The 20720-nt window shown below is 68.7% G+C and carries 18 protein-coding genes; 9 read left to right on the forward strand and 9 right to left on the reverse strand.

The annotated features are described in order from the left end of the window. From VFF97_RS08130 to dnaA, 5 genes are all read right to left on the reverse strand, one after another. On the reverse strand, positions 1–1112 hold a 1112-nt coding region (locus tag VFF97_RS08130), incomplete at its 3' end, for an ATP-binding protein (RefSeq protein ID WP_325032993.1). A 121-nt stretch (positions 1113–1233) separates the two neighbouring features. Continuing rightward, a complete protein-coding gene (locus VFF97_RS08135) occupies positions 1234–1788 on the reverse strand; it encodes a DUF721 domain-containing protein (protein ID WP_325032994.1) in 555 nt (184 codons plus the stop codon). Next, positions 1781–2947 (reverse strand): DNA replication/repair protein RecF, encoded by a 1167-nt coding sequence (recF, locus tag VFF97_RS08140; protein ID WP_325032995.1) that lies wholly within the window; start codon positions 2945–2947, stop codon positions 1781–1783. Before recF ends, VFF97_RS08135 begins: the two co-directional genes overlap by 8 nt. A gap of 51 nt (positions 2948–2998) precedes the next feature. Next, the gene (dnaN, locus tag VFF97_RS08145; protein ID WP_325032996.1) at positions 2999–4147 is read right to left on the reverse strand and encodes a DNA polymerase III subunit beta; all 1149 of its coding nucleotides are present in this window, start codon (positions 4145–4147) and stop codon (positions 2999–3001) included. 536 nt (positions 4148–4683) lie between these two features. After that, on the reverse strand, positions 4684–6123 hold the full coding sequence (dnaA, locus tag VFF97_RS08150) for a chromosomal replication initiator protein DnaA (protein WP_325032997.1): 1440 nt from the start codon (positions 6121–6123) through the stop codon (positions 4684–4686). 326 nt (positions 6124–6449) lie between these two features. Here dnaA and rpmH point away from each other — a divergent pair, with 326 nt between their 5' ends. The 9 genes from rpmH to VFF97_RS08195 all read left to right on the forward strand — a co-directional run bounded on the left by rpmH (position 6450) and on the right by VFF97_RS08195 (position 15256). Further along, a complete protein-coding gene (gene rpmH, locus VFF97_RS08155) occupies positions 6450–6587 on the forward strand; it encodes a 50S ribosomal protein L34 (RefSeq protein WP_022879826.1) in 138 nt (45 codons plus the stop codon). An 18-nt stretch (positions 6588–6605) separates the two neighbouring features. Further along, on the forward strand, positions 6606–6947 hold the full coding sequence (gene rnpA / locus VFF97_RS08160) for a ribonuclease P protein component (protein WP_325032998.1): 342 nt from the start codon (positions 6606–6608) through the stop codon (positions 6945–6947). Then, on the forward strand, positions 6944–7300 hold the full coding sequence (gene yidD, locus VFF97_RS08165; protein ID WP_325032999.1) for a membrane protein insertion efficiency factor YidD: 357 nt from the start codon (positions 6944–6946) through the stop codon (positions 7298–7300). The genes rnpA and yidD overlap by 4 nt, the downstream gene beginning before the upstream one ends. An 8-nt stretch (positions 7301–7308) precedes the next feature. Continuing rightward, positions 7309–8406 (forward strand): membrane protein insertase YidC, encoded by a 1098-nt coding sequence (yidC, locus tag VFF97_RS08170; protein WP_325033000.1) that lies wholly within the window; start codon positions 7309–7311, stop codon positions 8404–8406. 45 nt (positions 8407–8451) lie between these two features. Beyond that, positions 8452–8970 carry a protein jag gene (locus VFF97_RS08175; RefSeq protein WP_325033001.1) on the forward strand — a complete coding sequence of 173 codons (519 nt, stop codon included), beginning with the start codon at positions 8452–8454 and terminating at the stop codon, positions 8968–8970. Between the two features lie 209 nt (positions 8971–9179). Continuing rightward, positions 9180–9797 (forward strand): 16S rRNA (guanine(527)-N(7))-methyltransferase RsmG, encoded by a 618-nt coding sequence (gene rsmG, locus VFF97_RS08180; RefSeq protein WP_325033002.1) that lies wholly within the window; start codon positions 9180–9182, stop codon positions 9795–9797. A 2963-nt stretch (positions 9798–12760) separates the two neighbouring features. Then, entirely contained in the window at positions 12761–13834 is a 1074-nt protein-coding gene (locus tag VFF97_RS08185) for a ParA family protein (RefSeq protein WP_414684238.1), read from the forward strand. Beyond that, on the forward strand, positions 13834–14793 hold the full coding sequence (locus tag VFF97_RS08190; protein ID WP_325033003.1) for a ParB/RepB/Spo0J family partition protein: 960 nt from the start codon (positions 13834–13836) through the stop codon (positions 14791–14793). Before VFF97_RS08185 ends, VFF97_RS08190 begins: the two co-directional genes overlap by 1 nt. A 115-nt stretch (positions 14794–14908) precedes the next feature. Further along, on the forward strand, positions 14909–15256 hold the full coding sequence (locus VFF97_RS08195; RefSeq protein ID WP_325033004.1) for a tryptophan synthase subunit alpha: 348 nt from the start codon (positions 14909–14911) through the stop codon (positions 15254–15256). Between the two features lie 88 nt (positions 15257–15344). Here VFF97_RS08195 and trxA read toward each other — a convergent pair whose 3' ends face one another. From trxA to VFF97_RS08215, 4 genes are all read right to left on the reverse strand, one after another. Continuing rightward, positions 15345–15668, reverse strand: coding sequence for a thioredoxin (gene trxA / locus VFF97_RS08200; RefSeq protein ID WP_325033005.1), 324 nt, complete (start codon positions 15666–15668; stop codon positions 15345–15347). 93 nt (positions 15669–15761) lie between these two features. After that, positions 15762–16751: a thioredoxin-disulfide reductase gene (gene trxB / locus VFF97_RS08205; protein ID WP_325033024.1), complete on the reverse strand. Its 990-nt coding sequence runs from the start codon at positions 16749–16751 to the stop codon at positions 15762–15764. A 103-nt stretch (positions 16752–16854) separates the two neighbouring features. Then, the gene (murJ, locus tag VFF97_RS08210) at positions 16855–18447 is read right to left on the reverse strand and encodes a murein biosynthesis integral membrane protein MurJ (protein WP_325033006.1); all 1593 of its coding nucleotides are present in this window, start codon (positions 18445–18447) and stop codon (positions 16855–16857) included. Next, positions 18444–20666, reverse strand: a complete 2223-nt coding sequence (locus tag VFF97_RS08215) for a DUF6049 family protein (RefSeq protein WP_325033007.1) — start codon at positions 20664–20666, stop codon at positions 18444–18446. The genes murJ and VFF97_RS08215 overlap by 4 nt, the downstream gene beginning before the upstream one ends. Positions 20667–20720 lie beyond the last annotated feature (54 nt).

Raw genomic sequence — 20720 nt, forward strand, 5'->3', positions numbered from 1 at the left:
CCCTCGAACTGCGGCTCGGAGAGCTTGACCGAGATGACGGCGGTGAGACCCTCGCGCACGTCCTCGCCGGAGAGGTTCTCGTCCTTGTCCTTCAGCAGGCCCTGCGCACGGGCGTACCGGTTGACCAGCGCGGTGAGCGCGGCGCGGAAGCCCTCTTCGTGCGTTCCGCCCTCGTGCGTGTTGATCGTGTTCGCGAAGGTGTAGACGTTCTCGGTGTAGCTCGTCGTCCACTGCATCGCGATCTCCATCGCGATCTTGCGCTCGGTGTCCTCCGACTCGAAGTCGATGATGTCGTTGACCGTCTCGGCCTTGCGCACCTTGTTGATGTACTCGACGTAGTCGACGAGACCGCGCTCGTAGAGGTAGCTGTCGGCGGGCTGACGCTCGGCCTCTTCGCCGTCGTTGTCGACGGCATACGCCGACTCGGGCCGCTCGTCGCTCAGGCTGATGCGCAGGCCCTTGTTGAGGAACGCCATCTGCTGGAAGCGCGTGCGGAGGGTGTCGTAGTCGAACGACACGCTCTCGAAGATCTCCGGGTCGGGCCAGAACGTGATGATGGTGCCGGTCTCGTCGCTCTCCTCGCCGCGCTCGAGCGGCGCGAGCGGCACGCCGCCGTCGCGGAACGACTGCCGCCACACGTAGCCCTGTCGCCGGACCTCGACCTCGAGCCGCTTGGACAGCGCGTTCACGACCGACGAGCCGACGCCGTGCAGACCACCCGACACGGCGTATCCGCCACCGCCGAACTTGCCGCCCGCGTGCAGCACCGTCAGCACGACCTCGACCGTCGACTTGCCTTCGGTCGGGTGCATGTCCACCGGGATGCCGCGGCCGTTGTCGAAGACGCGGATGCCGCCGTCAGCGAGGATCGTGACCTCGATCGTGTCGCAGAAGCCGGCGAGGGCCTCATCGACCGCGTTGTCGACGATCTCGTACACGAGGTGGTGCAGACCGCGCTCACCGGTCGAGCCGATGTACATGCCGGGGCGCTTGCGGACGGCCTCGAGTCCTTCGAGAACCTGGATGGCGTCTGCCCCGTAGTCGCCCGGAGCCTTGTGTGCGGGTCGCGAACGCGGTTCCTCGGGCACGCTATCGGGGGTCGCTGACGTCATAGGTTTCGAGGCTCCGCATCTGTTCCGGGGGACTACTCCATCCTACCCTGTGGAACCCTGCCGACAGGCTTATACGGCCTTGTGCGGCCCGGAAATCGCCCGGAACGGTATCGGACCTGTCTTAACCGTAGGTATCGCGCGGGCCACGCCCTGGAACCGTTCTGGAGCCCCATTTCCAGGAGGGGACGTCCGGTCCGATGAAGCGGATGCTCTCGACCCCGGCCTCGGGATAGCGCCGGACGATCTCGGTCATGATGTGCGCGCGCATGAGCTGGAGCTGCTTCGCCCACGCCGTCGAGTCGGCCTGAACCGTGAGGGTTCCCTCCGTGAAGGCCACCGGCCGGGTGTGCCGCGCGGTGTCCTCGCCGGCCACCTCATGCCACGTGCGGACGACATCCTCGCGTGCCAGCAGGGGGTCCCACCCGGCCTCGCGCGTGAGCGCGGCGAGCACGTCGCCGACCCCGCGCGGGTCGCGGCCGGGCGTGAACGGCTGGTTCTCGTCGTCCTCGTAGCGACGCCGACGACGACGGACGGCACGGGCCGATGGCTCGAGCCCGCGCAGCCGCAGATATGTCGCGATCGTCTCGGGAACGCCGTCGGATGCGCCGGGCGCCGGCCGGCCGCCGTCGGTCCCCGAGCTCGTCGAAGGGTCACGGCCCGTCGAAGGGTCACGCATCCGCGTTCTCCAGGATCCGACCCGCCTCGACGCGCACGATCCGCGCGCGCAGGGTGTCGGGGACGTCCTGCTCGACCGCCGCCGTCACCACGACCTGCTCGAAATCGCCCGCGAGGGCTGCGAGACGTGTGCGGCGCTCGGCGTCGAGCTCGGCGAACACGTCGTCGAGGATGAGGATCGGGTCGCCGAGCTGCGACTCCGCCCGCAGCAGCTCGGCGGACGCGAGGCGCAGCGCGAGCGCAACCGACCACGATTCACCGTGCGACGCATAACCCCGCACCGGCAGTCCGCGCACGCGGAGGATGAGGTCGTCGCGATGCGGCCCGACGAGCGTGAGGCCGCGCTCGAGCTCGGCCGTGCGGCGGGCGGCGAGCGCGGCGCGGAACTGGTCGGCGATGCCGGTGGGGGCTGCATCCGCCGTAATCGCGCTTTCGTCGCCGTCGGCGTCTTCGGCATCGACCCCTCGGACGGTGAGCGCCCACTCGAGCTCGGGCCGGTGGTCGGCGCCGGCGATCTGCGTATACGCGCGCGCCAACGGTCCGGCGAGCTCGTCGGCGAGGGCGAGCCGCGCCTCGATGACCTGGCTGCCGAGAGCGACGAGCTTGTCATCCCACACGTCGAGCGTCGTGAGTGCATCTCGGCGGATGCCGCGCGCCCGCGCCGTCTTGAGCAGAGTCGTGCGCTGCTTGAGCACGCGGTCGTAGTCGGCGAGCACGCCCGCCATGCGCGGACGCCGCTGGACGAGCAGCTGATCGGCGAAGCGCCGGCGGGCCGAGGGGTCTCCGCGCACGATCTGCAGGTCTTCCGGAGCGAACAGCACGACCTGCGCGTAGCGCGGAAGCTCGGCGGTGCGCACGGGCGATCCGTTCACGCGCGCCTTGTTCGAGCCCTGCTTGTTGAGCTGCACTTCGAGCTGCACGCGACGCTCGCCGTGGGCGAGTCGCGCCCGCACGATCGCGGCGTCGGATCCGTGGCGGACCATCGGCGCATCCGTCGACACCCGATGCGAGCCGAGCGTCGCGAAGAACGCGATCGCCTCGGCGAGGTTCGTCTTGCCCTGGCCGTTGCGGCCGACGAAGACATTCGGCCCCGGATGCAGCGAGACGTCGGCTTCCGCGTAATTGCGGAAGTCCACGAGGCTCAGCTGCTCGACGATCACCCTGTCACCCTATTCCGCCCGTGTGACAGCGGGCCGGGAGAGCCGCCCGGCTCAGCGAAGCAGCAGGTTCGGCTGCAGCAGGTACTTGAACGAGTCCTCGCCCGCCTTGTCGACCGAGGTCTGCGGCGTGATCAGCACGGGGCTGAGCTTGTTCGCGTTCTCGCTCGAGGTGAAGGTGATGCGCGTGAACTCGCTGCGCACGGCCGCGAGCGCCTCGAGCAGGTACTGCGGGTTGAGGCCGAGCGTCACGTCTTCACCCACGAGGTTCGCATCGACGGACTCGGACGCGCGGGCCTGCTCGGTGCCGGATGCGTCCATCGACACGCTGTCGGACGCGAACGTGAAACGCAGCGGAGCCGAGCGGTCGAGCACGAGCGACACACGGCGCACTGCCTCGCTGAGGTCGGCGGTGTTGACGACCGCGTGGTGGTCGGTCTGCTCGGGGAAGAGCCGGCGCACGGGAGGGAAGTTGCCCTTGATGAGCAGCGACGTCACGGTCTTGTTGCCCGCCGTGAACGCGATGATCTCGCGGTCGCCCGAGCCCGAGAACGAGATCGAGATGTCGCCGCCGTGCGCGAACGTCTTGCCCACCTCGGTGAGGGTGCGCGCCGGAACGAGCGCGGTGGTCTGCTCGTCGGATGCGACGGTGCCGGCGTCCCACGGGATGTCGCGCAGCGCCACGCGATAGCGGTCGGTCGCGACGAGGCTCAGCTGCGTGCCCGACACCTCGAGCTGCACACCGGTGAGCACCGGGGTGACATCGTCGCGCGATGCGGCGAACGCGACCTGCGAGATCGCGGTCGCGAAGTCCTCGGACGGCACCAGGCCCGACTCGCCCGTCACCTCGGGGATCGCCGGGTACTCCTGCACCGGCATCGATGCGAGCGTGAAGCGGGCCGAGCCGCACGTGAGCACGATGCCGTCTTCGTCGAGCTCGATCTGGATCGGCGCGTTCGGCAGGCGGCTCGCGATCTCGGACAGCAGGCGGCCGTGGACGAGGATCGTGCCTGGCTCGTCGACCGTGGCCTCGATCGTCGTGCGGGCGGACGCCTCGTAGTCGAATGCCGAGAGCGACAGGCCGGCGTCGGATGCCTCGATGAGCACACCGGCCAGGATCGGCTGCGGATTGCGCTGCGGCAGGAGCTTCACGACGAACGACACGGCTTCGCTGAACACATCGCGATTGACGTGGAACTTCACGGACGCTCCCTCGACATCGGGCTGGGCTACCCATGCTAGTGCCAGGCACAGGCCCCGCCAGTGGTTTGTCGCCGTCGATGCCGCGTCGCGGCTCCGTTCACGTCGAGGTGATCGAACGATTCTTCATCAAGGAATTTCTTGTCATGGTGTTAACCGCTGTGGAAAGTGTGGATAACTCGCGACTTGTCAGTCGGCGCCTGGGAACTACACACGTGTGACTTGTGGAACGGCTGCGGAGAGCCGTGGGACCGCGGAATCACGCGGATGCGCGTCGAGCCGTCCTCGTCCACAGGGAGGCGCGCTGTGTGCACAGGCTTTCCGCAGTGGTCCCGAGTTATCCACAGGTTTTCCACACTGTGAAGAACGCGAATGATGGCCCCGTTGTCCACAGGTGTCAAGCATCCGTTGAGGCATATTGCCCGAGGCGCCGCGCGGCCGGGATGGACGCGGTGAGGCATCCGCTTCGACGGCCCGCGCAACGACGGGAACACACGGGAATACTCAGCGTGTGATCCCGGACGAGGATGGGTTCCAGGTCAGCGGCCGGTGCGGCCGAGCTGCGCCGTGATCTCCGTCACCTGGTTGTAGATCGAGCGGCGCTCCTTCATGAGGTCGCTGATCTTCTTGTAGGCGTACATGACCGTCGTGTGGTCGCGGTTGCCGAAGAGCTGGCCGATCTTCGGCAGCGACAGGCTCGTGCGCTCGCGGCACAGATACATCGCGATCTGGCGCGCGGTCGCCACCGCCTGCGATCGGCTCGACCCGTACAGGTCGTCGACCGACAGCTTGAAGTAGTGCGCAGTCGCATTGATGATGTCGGTCGGCGAGACGACGTTCGCGTCGTCCTGATCGACGATGTCGCGCAGCACGGTCTGGGCGAGCGACATGTCGAGCGTCGAACGGTTGAGACTCGCGAACGCCGAGACGCGGATGAGCGCGCCCTCGAGCTCGCGGATGTTCGACGACACCACTGTCGCGATGTACTCGAGCACCTCATCGGGCACCTGCAGCCGCTCGTTCTGCGCCTTCTTGCGCAGGATCGCGATGCGGGTCTCGAGATCGGGGGCCTGCACGTCGGTGATCAGGCCCCACTCGAACCGGCTGCGCATGCGGTCCTCGAAGCCGGTGAGCTGGCGCGGCGGCACATCGCTCGTGATCACGACCTGCTTGTCGTGGTCGTGCAGCGTGTTGAAGGTGTGGAAGAACGCCTCCTGCGTCTCGGCGCGACCCTGCAGGAACTGGATGTCGTCGATGAGGAGGATGTCGACCTCGCGGTAGCGCGCCTGGAACGCCGACCCTCGGTTGTTCGCGATCGAGTTGATGAAGTCGTTCGTGAACTCCTCGCTCGAGACGTAGCGAACACGGATGCCGGCGTACAGGCTCAGCGCGTAGTCGCCGATCGCGTGCAGGAGGTGCGTCTTGCCGAGCCCCGAGTCGCCGTAGATGAACAGCGGGTTGTAGGCCTTCGCGGGAGCCTCGGCGACGGCAACCGCAGCCGCATGCGCGAAGCGGTTCGACTGGCCGATGACGAAGTTGTCGAACGTGTACTTCGGGTTGAGCCGCGTGTCGTAGCGAGAACCGGCGGATGCCGCATCCGTCGTCTCCGGGATTCCGGCCCGCGCACCGGCCGCCGTCTGCGACGGCGCGATCGGCTCGGACGGCATCGGCGACTGCACCGGAATCGGCGCGGTCAGATGCTGGTCGGCGAGATCGGGATTGACGACGACGCGGAACGTCGCGACCTCATCGTCGCCCACGCGAGAGATCGCCTCGAGGATCGGCGAGCGCATGCGCTTGTTGAGCTGCGCCGCCGTCAGGTCGTTCGGCACATCGAGGTAGAGCGTGCCGCCCATGACCCCCTGGGCGACGGCGAGATTGAGGAAGCCCCACAGCTGGGGTGTGATGCGTTCGTCCGCGGTGAGTTCGTCGAGCACGGCTGACCAGACTGGTACGTCTGGAACTTGGTGCGATGACATGGCCCCCCCGGGTGTGTTGATGCGCCTCAGGCCCGCGTTGCGGTCACGCGAGCCTGTGGATAACTGCCGAAGCCACGGTAGGTCAGAGGCCGCGGCGGGGGCAAACTCCACTGTAGGACTCGGCCGCGTGTCATTGCCACGCTCGGGCGCCGGATTGGGGATAATGTCGCGGTTCGGCTCGGTTTGAGTTCTCAGGCGTCTCGACGTAGCCTTAATCGGTTGACTTATGCCCTCGTGGCAGTCCCCTGTACGCCGTCTCCGGTCTCCATAGGGCCAGTCTGTCGCTGGCTTCCCCGCCCGGTGACACCTGATCCGGAAGAGATCTCATGAGCAAGCGCACGTTCCAGCCCAACAACCGCCGCCGCGCCAAGAAGCACGGTTTCCGCGCCCGCATGCGCACCCGCGCCGGCCGCGCGATCCTCTCGGCGCGTCGCGCCAAGGGGCGCACCGAGCTCTCGGCCTGAGTCCGGCCCGAAGACCCGGTGCTTGCGAGGCCGAACCGACTCACCCGCGGAGCGGACTACAAGGCCGTCGTCCGTCGGGGTCGTCGCTGTGCCGCCGCGCACACCGTGAGCTACGTGTCGACCCGCGCTGAAGCGGCCACCGCGCCGCCGCGCTTCGGATTCATCGTGAGCAAGAAGGTCGGCACCGCCGTCGTACGCAACACCGTGCGCCGGCGGCTGAAGGCCGTGTGCGCCGAGGCGCTCGCATCCGTTCGTCCGGGAACGGACGTCGTCATCCGCGCGCTTCCGAGCTCGGCGAACGCTGCGTACAGCGAGCTTCGCGCCGAGATCTCGCGCTGCCTCGCCCGGAGTGCGGCATGAGCGTCCTTCCCGCCTACGCGCTCGGCGAAGCCCGGTTCGAGGCATCCGGTCTTCTCTCGGCGATCCCCCTGCTGCCGCGCAATGCGCTGCTCGCGTTGCTGCACGGCTACCGCGCCACCGTCTCGCACACGTATGGCGACGTGTGCAAGTACTACCCGTCATGCTCGGCGTACGCCGTCGGTGCGGTGCAGCAGCACGGCGCCGTCGTCGGAACCGCGCTCACCGCGGCCCGCCTCGCGCGCTGCCACCCGTGGGCGAAGGGCGGCGTCGACGACGTGCCGCTTCGCAAGAACTTCCGGTACGGCCTGACCCCGCGCGGGTTCGTCGTACCCAGCCCCTCCGGAAAGGACTGATCCTCCGCATGGATCTCTTGCTGGCCTCCACCCCCGCCCCCGAATCGGCGAGCGGGGGCTTCGATCTGATCGGGACCATCCTGTGGCCCCTCAAGTGGCTCGTCGAGCTCGTGCTCGTCGCGTGGCACTGGCTGTTCACCGCGATCGGCCTGCCGCCGGCCGACGGCATCACGTGGGTGCTCGCGATCGTGGGCCTCGTGGTCGTCGTGCGCGCGGCGCTCATCCCGCTCTTCGTGCGTCAGATCAAGAGCCAGCGCAAGATGATGGAAATCGCTCCTGAACTGCGGAAAATTCAGGAGAAGTACCGCGGCAAGCGCGATCAGCTCTCTCGCGAGGCGATGAGCCGCGAGACCATGGCTCTGTACAAGAAGCACGGCACGACGCCTGTGTCGAGCTGCCTCCCGCTGCTCGTTCAGATGCCGATCTTCTTCGCGCTGTTCAGCGTTCTGAACGACGTCCAGAAGATCGCCACCAACCCGAACTTCAGCGGTGTCGGCCTGCTCAGCAACGAGCTGACGCAGCAGTTCTACGACGCGAAGCTCCTCGGCGTCGCCTCTCTGCACGAGAACCTCATCACGGCGATCGAGACCGGCAACACGACGTCGATCATCATCCTGCTGATCCTGGTCGTCCTCATGATCGCGTCGCAGTTCTTCACTCAGCTGCAGATCATCTCGAAGAACCTCTCCCCCGAGGCCAAGACCGGCCAGGCGTACCAGATGCAGAAGATCATGCTGTACGTCCTGCCGTTCGCGTTCGTGTTCTCGGGCGTCTTCTTCCCGCTGGGTGTCGTCATCTACTGGTTCGTGTCGAACCTGTGGACCATGGGCCAGCAGTTCCTCGTCATCCGCGAGATGCCGACCCCGGGCTCGGAGGCGGCGAAGGCCCGCGAGGAGCGCCTCGCCCGCAAGGGCAAGGCGATCGACTCGAGCGGCAAGGTCGTGCCGATCGAGAAGTATGAGGCCGAGCAGCGCCGTCTCCTCGAAGAGGCCGAGCGTGCGAAGGCGGCGACGCCCAAGCGCCAGCAGCCGGTGAGCAAGCAGCGGGCGAAGAAGCAGGCTCAGAAGCGGGGCGGTCAGTCACCGTCGGCGCAGGCCGGCTCCTGACACCGGCATCCGGAAGCCCCGACCGCAATCAAGCGAAGGACTGTCATGACGACAAGCAGCCCCAGCCCCGTCGAGGCCGAGTCGATCGGCCGTGAGCCGGCGACCGTCGAGCAGCTCGAGCAGGAGGGCGACCTCGCGGCCGACTTCATCGAGGAACTCCTCGACATCGCCGACATCGACGGCGACCTCGCTCTCGATGTGCGCGGAGGCCGCGCATACGTGTCGGTCGAGGCCGAAGACCCGGGTGCGCTGCGACTGCTGTCGGATCACGACACCGTGCAGGCGCTGCAGGAGCTGACGCGCATCGCCGTGCAGAACCGCACCGGGCGCTTCTCGCGCCTGATCCTCGACGTGGGCGGTTCGCGCGCCACACGCACACAGGAGCTCGCCCGCCTGGTCGAAACGGCGGTCGCGCGCCTCGACGCCGGCGCGTCGCAGGCGTCGCTCCCCCCGATGACGAGTTACGAGCGCAAGATCGTGCACGACCTCGTCGCTGAGCGGGGCCTCGTGTCGGAGTCATACGGCGAGGGCGCCGATCGCCACACGGTGATCCGCCGCCGCTGACCCTGTCACCTGAGCGCCGGCACTCCGCGACCGCAGCGGATGCCGGCGCTCAGCGTTTCACGTGAAACGGGCTGGGCAGGCAGGGGTGCATCCCAGTCGTCCTGACATGATTGGCGCGGTGCGTCTTCTCCCGGGATCATCGTTCTTCCGCAGACTGCGCCGCCGACGAATCTCCCGGACGCATTCCTGACCTCACCAACGGAGCACCGATGATCGAGCCTGAACCGGATGCCGCTGTCACGATCTTCGGCGACCGCATCGACGTCGCGCGGGCGTTCACCGAGGCGCTGGCCGAGCACGGCGAGGAACGAGGACTCATCGGGCCGCTCGAAGTGCCGCGTCTGTGGTCGCGGCACATCCTCAACTGCGCGGTCGCTGCGCCGTTGTTCTCCGGACGAGTCGGCGACGTCGGCTCAGGGGCCGGCTTGCCCGGGCTGGTGCTCGCGATCGCGAGGCCGGACGTCGAGTGGGTGCTGATCGAGCCGATGGAGCGACGAATCGCCTGGCTCGAGGAGCAGGCATCGACGCTCGGGCTCGACAACGTCGAGGTGGTTCGGGCGCGGGCCGAAGACTGGGCCTGGGGCCGGTCGCTGGACGCGGTGACGGCCCGTGCCGTGAGCGCGCTGCGGACCCTCATCCCGATCACCGCACCCCTTGTGCGGGAAGGCGGTGAACTGGCCCTGCTGAAGGGCGCCGGCGCTCCCAATGAGATCAGTGCCGCCGAGAAGCAGATCCGACGCTTCAAGCTGAGCGATGTGCACATCGAGGTGCTCGGAGAGGGCCTGCTGGAGGAGCCCACGCGGGTGGTGCGGGCGACCGTGGGCTGACACTCCCTGCGGTGGGTGCGTCGGCAGGGTGTTTCACGTGAAACAGCGCGAATCGTCGGCCTGACGGGCGTGACGTGCTCGTCTCGGGTCGCCGAGCATACCCAGTAACCGGTGCACGCAGGGCGTACGCGCTCCACGGCAGAACAGTCGGCGGGTGGTGCGACGAACGGCGGGCGGTGGTTCAGGGAGCGTCGGTCTGCCATGGTCAGGCGCGACTCCAACGGGCTGCCCGGAGGAATGACGGTTCCGCCTGCATCGCGGGAGTGACCGCGCCCGGTCTGTGGAGCTTCGATCTCCTTGGTCGAGCGACTCGGAGGCCGCGGGGATAAGAGGGCGGCGTTCGCAGAACGAGGTTGCCGAGACAGGCAGAGAGCCCGGGCCCCGGTTTGGCCGCGCGAAGAGGGCCCAGCTCCGTCGCTTCGGCGATTGACGACATGGTGTAGGCCGGGTGGCGTGATCTAGTTCGGTCGTCGCTGCGAAGCCTCGGATGCCGGCGGCGCGTCACGTGCTCGCCGCGGGACCGCGCAGGCGGTCAGCGCGTACCGGCGCGATCCCATGGGGGGCCGCGCGACAACCCTCCACTTGGCGACACGCGGTGCGGGGGCGGGACCTCGTACCGTCCCGCATCGGGCGAGCTCGTCTGTGCGCGGATCGGGGTGCGGTGACAACATCCCGATGGGTGCGCGACGGCCAAGGCTGTCGTCGCCTTGCTCGGGCGTCCGCGGAATCCGAAGCCGCTTCGACGATGTTGAGCCTCTGCCTCGCAGGTCGCCAGACGCTTGCAGCCGTGGCAGGACGCGATCACCGAATCCCCCGCCAGTGCCGAACATGATTCACACTCAGGGTGGTCGCCCCGCGCGGTAGATCGCATCAGCCATTCGGGGCGCTCGCGATTGCCGCGGCCGTCACGCTCAGCACGACGATGAAGGCGGGGCGCTGAGATGCCTGCCCGACCGCGTCAACCGGAACGAAGGGGCGTCGGTGTGAGCCGTTTCACGTGAAACATCGCCGCATCGGCGCGGGAGGCGATGGGCCGCGCCGTTGCCTACGATCGCTCCGTCACCCCTATACGCCTGCACGGGGAGCTCGCGCGCGGAGAGTGCCCGCGGCACGGCAGGATCGCGTGCCGACGCCGGCGCGGCCTGTGGCAGATCGCGTGTTGACCGTGGCTCGGCGCGCACGAAGGCCGGGCCGGCGCCGGCGGCCGTCATGCCGTCGCTCGGAGGGGTCGTCCTTGCAGGTGCCACGTCGACACGGCACACAGCACCACCCGCCCCGCACCGCTCGCGTTCGTCATCGCGCAACGCGTCCGGCGCTGCTCGGTCGTGCCCCGGGCGCCTGTCCTTCCCGGGATGGAGTTGACCGTTTCACGTGAAACAGTCGGGGGATTGTTGCGGTGCGTCGGGCGTTGAGAGGGGCGGTGCGCCGTTCCGCCGTGGGATCGTCAGATGCTGCAGCGAATGCAACCGCGAGCGTCGAGGGCCCGAGCTCCGGCGGGCGATACTCCGAGGTCGCTCGCAGTCGATTCCCCGGGCGCCCTCATCCGATCTGCTCTCGAGACGCACTCCGCGACCTCGTTCGCCACGGCACAGCTGAGCGCGTGCAGAATCCGAGGACTCACGTGTGCGGCATGAGGGCGAGTCCGGCTACGGGTGCCGGCGGTCTCTCGAGACCGACCGGGAGTCCCCGGCGCCACGACCGCCACGTCAGTGCGCGCAGTCCGACGAAGCCATCCGGCTGGGCGAGTCTGGCGCTCGCCGTGACTCGATGAGGTCACGCCTCATGCCCTGAACCAACCGAGAAGGCAAACCATCGCACCGCGATCGACCCTGTCGCGGAGCGCAGTTTCGCTCGTGGATGCGACGCCAAGTCGGCGGACTCCCGTGAGAAGAGTGTCATGCGAGGGGAGGGGAGCCCCTGCCTGGCTAGTCTGATCGAAGGTGGCCGCGACGGTGCGAGCCGCATCGAGATCCACAACGACGCGAGAGGTGATGTTTCACGTGAAACGAGGATTGTGGGCCTCGATACTGAGACTCTTCGGCGTTGGCGCTAAGAAGAAGGCTCACGCGTCTGAACCCGCGTCCCCATCCGCCGCGGATAGCGAACCACCGACCCATCAACGAGAGGCAACGACCGATTCCCGGCCCTCGTCCGGTGAGCCGGTTCCCGGAGCACCGGCGGGCCCGAGTGGAGAGTTGCAGTCGGCCGAGAGCTCCATGGGCGACGATCGCGCAGAGGTGACCGAGGACCAGCTTCGACCGCATGGCCCAACGACCCCCCGCGATGAGGAGCAGCCGGGCGGCGACGCGTCGCCCCCCGACGAGATTCCCGGCGCCGAGGAGGGCCCGGATTCACGCAAGAAACCGCCTCAAGCACCGGTGCCGTCCGATGACGATGCTGACCCGGGGGTTTCTCACGAGGAACCCGTGTCGTCAGAGCCGGTCGCCGGCGACACGAGAACAAGCCCCGCGTCGACGGCGATGGACGAGGACGGGTCCGCGCCGACCGACACGGCCCGGGGTGACGTCATCGACGCGTCCGCCCCCGGGACCCAGTCGGATGAGTTGTCGCACGCTGACGATTCCGCCGCAGAGGCGGGGGACCCGGTTTCGCCGGCACGTCCCGCCGAGAAGGACGGACCGCCATCCGCGACGACTCCCTCAGTGGCCGACGACGAAAGCGCCGCTGTCCCACCTGCGCTTGCCGAGCCGCCCGCGGAGGCCGAGCCGATCGCCGCACCCGACACCGACGACCAGTACCCCGACAGGGAAGAGCAGTACTCCGACGTCGGAGAGCAACCCTTGGATGCCATCGAGGGGGACACGCCGGGTCACACCGACCACGGTGAAGTCGAGGATGCCCACGAAGTCGCGGTTCCCGAACCGCTCGACGGTGAGGATCGGCCAGAGGTCGCGGTTTCTGGATGGGCGGCTCACGAGTGGCGGCTAGAGTGGAAGGCGGCCATGGATGAGCGCGAAGAAGAGGTGTTTCACGTGAAACCACCCGAGGACGCCGACGCCGCGGCATCCTTCTCGATCGACGACGAAGACACCCCACTCGCTCGCGAACTCGCCTCATTGACGGCCCGCCGACGCGCCCTTGACGACGTTTCGCTCGACCTGAGCGGCCACCGGACGCGTGTCCTCACGATCTCGAACCAGAAGGGCGGCGTCGGAAAGACGACGACGTCGGTGAACATCGCAGCCGCTCTCGCTGATCTGGGCGCGCGTGTGCTCGTCATCGACCTGGACCCCCAGGGAAACGCCTCCACCGCCCTCAACGTGCCGCACAACGCCGACACCCCCAGTGTGTACGACGTGCTGATCGACGAGTTCCCCCTGGCCGACATCATCCAGGTCAGCCCCGAGTCGCCCAACCTGCTCTGCGCGCCCAGCACGATCCACCTCGCCGGCGCCGAGATCGAACTGGTGTCACAGGTCGCCCGCGAGCACCGTCTGCGCACCGCGCTCGACGACTACCTCGCCTCGTCGACGGACCGCCTCGACTTCGTGCTGATCGACTGCCCGCCGTCACTCGGCCTGCTGACCATCAACGCATTCACCGCCGCCCAGGAGGTCCTGCTTCCGATCCAGTGCGAGTACTACGCACTGGAGGGCCTCAGCCAGCTGCTCGCGACCGTCCGGATGATTCAGAAGCACCTGAACCCCGAGCTTCGCCTCTCGACGATCCTGCTGACGATGTACGACGGGCGCACGCGCCTCTCTCAGCAGGTCGCGGAAGAAGTGCGCGCGCACTTCCCCAACGAGGTGCTGAACAGCGTGATCCCGCGCTCTGTGCGGGTTTCCGAGGCGCCGAGCTTCGGTCAGACGGTCATCGCATACGACGGACAGTCCGCTGGTGCGGTGGCGTACCGTGAGGCAGCTGTCGAGATCGTCGCGCGCGGCGAGAGCGGAGCGCTGGGCGGCAACAGCCCGAACGGGGTCGGCAGCGAGGCCACCACCGCCGACGAGAACCACGACGGCGCCGAGCCGGTCGTCGACGAGAACGAACACGTCTTGAGTGAAGGAGGCGCCTGATGGCGAAGCGCACTGGTCTGGGTCGCGGGATCGGCGCCCTCATCCCGACGGCTGAGCCGACCGAGGTGCGTCCGAGTGACGTGTTCTTCCCGCGGACGGTCGCCGAGGACGACGTCCCCTCGCCGGCTGAGCTCGAGGAGCTGGTCGAGGTTCCGGGCGCACGCCTTGTGCACATCGACCCGAATGCCATCGTCCCGAACCCTCGCCAGCCGCGAACCCACTTCGACCCGGACGACCTGGCGGAGCTCGTGCACAGCGTGCGCGAGTTCGGCGTGCTGCAGCCGGTCGTCGTGCGCGACAAGGGCGACGGCACATACGAGCTCATCATGGGGGAGCGCCGCACCCGCGCGGCCCGCGAGGCGGGCCTCGAGTCGATCCCCGCGGTCATCCGCGACACGGCCGACCAGCACCTCCTGCGCGACGCGCTCCTCGAGAACCTGCATCGCTCCGAGCTGAACCCGCTCGAAGAGGCATCCGCGTATCAGCAGCTCCTCGAGGACTTCGGCATCACGCAAGAGGAGCTCGCCGCTCGCATCGGCCGTTCGCGCCCGCAGATCAGCAACACCATCCGCCTTCTCAAGCTGCCGCTGCCCGTGCAGCAGCGTGTCGCGGCCGGGGTGCTGTCGGCCGGTCACGCCCGCGCGATTCTGTCACTCGACACCCCCGAGGCCATGCAGCGCCTCGCCGACAAGATCGTCAACGAGGACCTCTCGGTGCGTGCGGCAGAGCTCGCCGCCAAGAGTGCGGATGCCGGCCCCCGACGCGTCCCGAAGCCGCAAGCCGGGAGCCGCCAGGCCCACCTCAACGAGGTGGCCGCGCGCCTCGGCGATCGGCTCAACACACGCGTCCGCATCGCCCTCGGCGCCAGAAAAGGCCAGATCAACATCGATTTCGCGAGCATCCAAGACCTCAATCGGATCCTCGCGGAGATCGGCGAATCGGAGTACGGCGCGCTCTGAGGCCAGCCGCACTGAGGTCGGCGGTGCGTCCGAGAAGGCCAGCGAGGACCATGGCTGCCCTGCCTGACACGCCGGTGCCGGCCGCAATGTCGCCGGGAGCGCTTACGCTTGACCAATGACGACGCACGAGCAGACGCCGCGCAAGCGCGCGAGTCTGGAACTGCTCCGTGCGGAGGCGACCGATGAGCTGTCGGTCCTCGTCGACGAGCGGCTCCGCGCCGGCGAAGACCCGTGGGACTTCATGGAGGAGTTGCCCACAGTCGATGAGCTCGTCGTCCTGATGCTGCGGGCCGAGAACATCGCCGCGAACGGCGGATCGGTGCCCAACGCGGCCCGTCACTATCGCGTGCTTCGGCAGATCGCGCTCGACTACCCGCCACTCACGCGCGCGGTCTGGCGACTGTTGGGCGAGACGGGCGCACCGCGTCGCTGGGACGCGGTAGTGCGGGCCGACGCCTCGTAGCCGCATCCCGACGCCGGCGGAGGGCATACGAAAGCCCCGGTCGGCGCGAACGCTGACCGGGGCGAATCCGTGTGTGCGACGGGAGATCTCAGCCGATGAACTCGGCGAGGTCCTGCTCGAGCGCGAACTTGGGCTTGGCGCCGATGATCGTGGTCTTGACCTCACCGCCCTGGAACACCTTCATCGCGGGGATCGAGGTGATCCGGTACTTCATCGCCAGGTCGGGGTTCTCGTCGACGTTGAGCTTGAGGATCGTGATCTTGTCGGGGTGCTCGGACTGGATCTCGTCCAGGACGGGTGACACCATGCGACACGGGCCGCACCACTCGGCCCAGAAGTCCACGAGCACGGGGCCCTCGGCCTGAAGCACGTCCTGCTCCCACGTCGCGGACGTCGTCGCCTTGGCGGTCATGTTCTCTCCTTCAGTCGGAAGTCAGTCTCTGTGATAACGCGTCGGGCACCCGGATTGTTCCGGTGCGCCGGCCTGCCCGCACGCAGCGAGAGGTCAGACCGTCGCGTCCGCTCCTGCGAGGTTCTCGATCTGGTCGCCGCGCACGTCGGGCTCGCCCGCCTCACCCAGCGCCGCGAGGTAGTGCTCCACGTCGAGGGCTGCGACCGTGCCGCTGCCGGCCGCCGTGACCGCCTGGCGGTACGTCGGGTCGATGACGTCTCCGGCCGCGAACACACCCGGAACGGACGTGCGCGACGAACGGCCGTCCACCCACACGGTGCCCTCGGGCGTGAGGTCGAGCTTGCCGTGCACGAGGTGTACCCGCGGGTCGTTGCCGATCGCGACGAACACGCCGTCGAGCGCGAGCTCCGAGGTCGAGCCGTCGACCGTGTTGCGCAGCACGACGCCCGTCACCGCGTCGTCGCCGAGGATGTCGACGACTTCGCTGTTCCAGACGAACTCGATCTTCTCGTTCTTGAACGCACGCTCCTGCATGATCTTCGACGCACGCAGCTCGTCACGGCGGTGGATGACGTACACCTTGGAGGCGAACTTCGTGAGGAACGTCGCCTCCTCCATCGCCGAGTCGCCGCCGCCGACGACCGCGATGACACGTTCGCGGAAGAAGAACCCGTCGCACGTGGCGCAGTACGACACACCGTGCCCGGACAGGCGCGCCTCGCCGTCGATGCCGATCTTGCGGGGCGCGGAGCCCGTCGCGAAGATGAGCGCGTCGGCCTCCTCGACCTTGCCCGAGCCGAGCTTGACGCGCTTGACCGGTCCGTCGATGTCGAGCTCGACCGCGTCGTCGTAGAGGACCTCGGCGCCGAAGCGCTCGGCCTGCTCCTGCATCTTCGTCATGAGGTCGGGGCCCTGGATGCCCTCCGGGAAGCCCGGGAAGTTCTCGACGTCGGTCGTGTTCATCAGCTCACCACCGGCCTCGACCGAGCTGGCGACGACGAGCGGATTGAGGTTCGCCCGAGCCGCGTAGATGGCTGCGGTGTAACCCGCCGGCCCCGATCCGATGATGATGACCTGACGCACGAGCGCCCCTTTCATGGTTCCGGATGGTTCAACACATGGTAGCCGCGGGGCATTCCGGGTCCCTGAAGGCGTTCCACGGGACGAAAACCGGCTTCACTCGCCGTCATCGGCGGATGACCCGGCGCACGACCTGCGTCGCGACGGCCAGTTCGGGGGCACGCAGGAGGGCGAGCATCCCGACGTACACGGCGATGGACACGATCCCGATGACGGCGGCCCCGACCGCCCCGAGGAGCTTGTCCGACGCCGTCCAGCCGTCGACGCCGCCGAACAGCACGAAGACGAGCCATCCGACGGCGGCCGCCGGGATCGCCGCGAGCGTGAATCGTCCGAGCGCGAAGAGCCACGAGGCGGTGCCGATCCGCCCCAGCTTCCGCTCGAGCAGCCACGTCGCGATCACGACCTGCACGATGCTCGCGAAGGACTGGCCGAGTGCGACGCCGGCCGCGAGGTACTCCACCGGCAGCAGTGCCTGAGCGGTCCACGCTGTGGCGATGACGAGCGCGCATTGCACGATCGTGAAGAAGAACGGCGTGCGGGTGTCGTTGTAGGCGTAGAACGTGCGCTGCACGACGAACAGCACCGCGAGGGGGACCAGGCCCACGAGGAAGCACACGAGCACGACGGCCGCGCCGACCGCTTCCTCGCGGCTTCCGGTGAAGATGCGGGATGCGGGAACGGACGCCGCGGCCAACGCGAAGGTCGCGATCACGATGAACACACCGAGGGTGCGGATGCTGCGACCGATGTCGGCTCGCACGTCATCGCTGCGGTCCGTGGCGGCGTGCTCGCTGAGCTGGGTGAAGTACGGGGTCCCGATCGAGAGCACGATGATCGAGTACGGGAGCATGAACAGCAGCCACGCGTTCTGCGACACGAAGATGCCGGGGTTGCGCTCGGCGGCCTCCGACAGCACCTGCGACTGGATCAAGCCCGCGATCTGTCCTGCGACGACCATGAGGAACGTCCACCCCGCGAGCCGGCCGATGTGGTTGAGGCCGACACCGCGCCAGCGGAAGTCCGGCCGCACGTGCAGGCCCGTGCGCCTCCAGAACAGCAGCAGGATCAGCGCCTGCACGACGATGCCCGCCGTGGCCGTGCCGCCGAGGAGGGCGATCATCTCGGGCGTCCACTCGCTCACGGCCTGCGTCTGCCCGAACAGGAGGATGAAGACGATGAAGCCGGCGATCGAGACGATGTTGTTCACGATCGGCGCCCACGTGAACGGCCCGAATACCCGTCGTGCATTGAGGGACTCGCCGACGAGGGCATACAGCCCGTAGAAGAAGACCTGAGGCAGGCACCAGTACGCGAACGCGGTCGCGAGCGCCTGCTGCTCGGGCGGGAACTCGGGCGCGTACAGCTGCACGAGCCACGGTGCGGCTGCGACCGCGACGACGGTGACCGCGAGGAGCGTGACCGTGCCGAGCGTGAAGAGCTTCGAGATGAAGGCGCGACCGCCGTCGTCGTGCGCGGCCGCTTTCACGATCTGCGGCACCACGACCGCCGACAGCAGACCGGTCGAGACGATCGCGTAGATGTTGTTCGGCAGCTGGTTGGCGATCGCGAATGCGTTGCCGGCTCCGGAGGTGGCGCCGATCGCGGACACGAGGACGATCGCCCGGAGGAACCCGGTCAGTCGTGAGACGACGGTTCCGGCGCCGATGAGGGCGCTCGCGCGACCGATCCCGCTCACGAGCCGGCTCCGCCTTCTTCGCGAGGAGCCTGCTCGCCTCCGGCGCCGCGGGTTGCGGCATCCGCCTTTCGCTGTCGCGCCCGCAGGACGGTGCGGACGACACCCAGCCCGAGCAGGGCCGCGACCACGATGCCCAGGGCGACGGTGCCGACGGTCTCCCATTCCGCGCGCACCCACACGTCGGCGGACTGAGGGTCTCCGATCTGCTCGAACGAACGGCTGCGCAGCTGGAGATCGACGGTCACCTCGCCGCTTCCGACGCGGGCCTGCACCGGCACTTCGACGCGCGTGTTGCTCGCGGCGCTCGCGGTGACCTGGGTCGCCTCCTGCACATCGAGGCGCAGGTCGTCGGGTGACGCGTAGAGCACGACGTTCACGGGGTACGGGAGCTCGTTGCGCACCCACACGGGCACGCCCGCACCGTACGCGAAGAGCTGGATGGTGCTGGGCGGCAGGATTCCGACGGCGTCGAGCGTCGCGCGCGTCCGCTCGCGGTTGTCGGCGAGGGCGACCTGCCACGACGTCGGGTCAGGGAGCCACCCGTTGCCGAGAAGCTGCAGCACCTCGGCGCGCTGCGGACCGGTGAGCAGCGACGGTTCGTCGAGGATCGTCGCGAAGCGCGCGATCTCGTTCTCGTCGGCCGTGAGCGCCGACGCCGCGTCGGTGCGGGCCTGATCGGGCTCCGCGTCGGTGAGCTGCGCGGCCCGAGGCGGCTCGGCGGTGAGGAGGGGGAGGGACGCCTCGGCCGCGCGCGGCGCATCCGCTGCCGCATTGATCGCCGCGCGCATCGAGGTGTGCGATCGGTCAGCACCGCGGTCGAGCGTCACGAGGATCGACGCTCCCGCGGACTCCGCCATCGCGAAGGCGAGGTACGCGGTCGCGGCGGTGAGCGGCGCACCGCGCCCGGCGGTGCCGTAGAACGACGAAGCGGCATTGAGGGCCGCCGACACATCGGCGTCGTAGACGAGCAGTTCGGCCTCACCGGATGCCGCGTGAGCGGTCACCGTTCCCCCGCCGCGTCCGGCGGCGGTGTCGGCCGACGACAGGACCGTGAGGGCGGGATCGTCCTCCGTGCCCAGCGCCGTGAGGGCGTCCACGACCGCGGCGCTCGCGGTGCCCGTCGCCGGCCAGTACACGTTCGCGCGCGAAGCGCCGACGTCGAGCAGCTCCTCGAGGGACGGGAGCACAGGCGCATCCGGGTCGTCCGTGGGCGAAGGGCTCGCCTCGGGAGACGCCGTCGGCGACGGGCTCCCGTCGGGCGTGGGCGAGGGTGTGGGCGCCGGGAAGTCCGTCACGTTCATGTAGGCGGTGAGCGACGTCGGCGCGAGCGGCTCGATGCCGGCGTTGACCTGGGCTGCGACATCCGCATCGCCGTATTGCAGTGCGAAGCGCGCGTTGGGGAGCGCTTCGAGTCGCTCGAGCCACGCGAGGGCCGATTCGGGGGCGGCGGCGCCGAGAACACGGATGGCAGCGACGATCGCAGGGTCGATCGCGAGGATCGCGGAGGTGCCGGTCACGCCGTCGAGCTGGTTCGCAAGGGAGCCCCCGGGTGCCGTGAGCGCCTCGAGCTCGTCGGCGGAGAGCAGCCCCTCGGTGAGCGGCGGGGCGGTGATCGGAACGAGCACGCCCACGCCGACGGCGGGTGACGCGTCGTCGGGCACGATCATGGCGCTCGTCGAGACGAGGGGGCCCGACGGGAGGTCGTACGTCGCGACGAGCGGATAAACGCCCGGCGCGAGACCTGTGAGAGCCGCGTGGTCGGCGGGGACCGCGATCGCGGCGGACTGCTCGGCGTCGGGCTCGACCGCCTCGAGGACGATGTCGGCCACCGGTGCGACCGTCACCCCATCGGTGTCGCCCGCGAGCCACGCGCGCAACGCCGTCCGGGTGGGGAACGCGTTGCCGCCGAGCGAGAGCGTGACCGCGCTCGCCGACACGGGGAGCGGAGTCTCGTTCCGCACCGAGACCGACACGGTGAGCGCCTCGCCCGGTCGGACGATCCCGTTGCCGACGGGTGCGAGCGTGAACCGCGTCTCACCGCTGCTCGTCGGGGTGGGCGTAGGGGTGGGCGAGGCATCCGCCGCCGCCGTGAGCGAAGCGCCGGGAAGCGCGACCGCCGTGACGAGCGCGACGATCACGCCGACCACTGCGAGCGCACCGGCGTAGCGTCGGCGCGCCGGGCGTCCGGGTGATCCCGGTGCAGGGGAGGTCACGGTCATGCTGGGGGGTTTCGCTCGTGTGCGATTCACGACCGCACGATCTCGTGTGATTCT

It is taken from the genome of Microbacterium sp., from assembly GCF_035687345.1.
GTDB lineage: Bacteria > Actinomycetota > Actinomycetes > Actinomycetales > Microbacteriaceae > Microbacterium.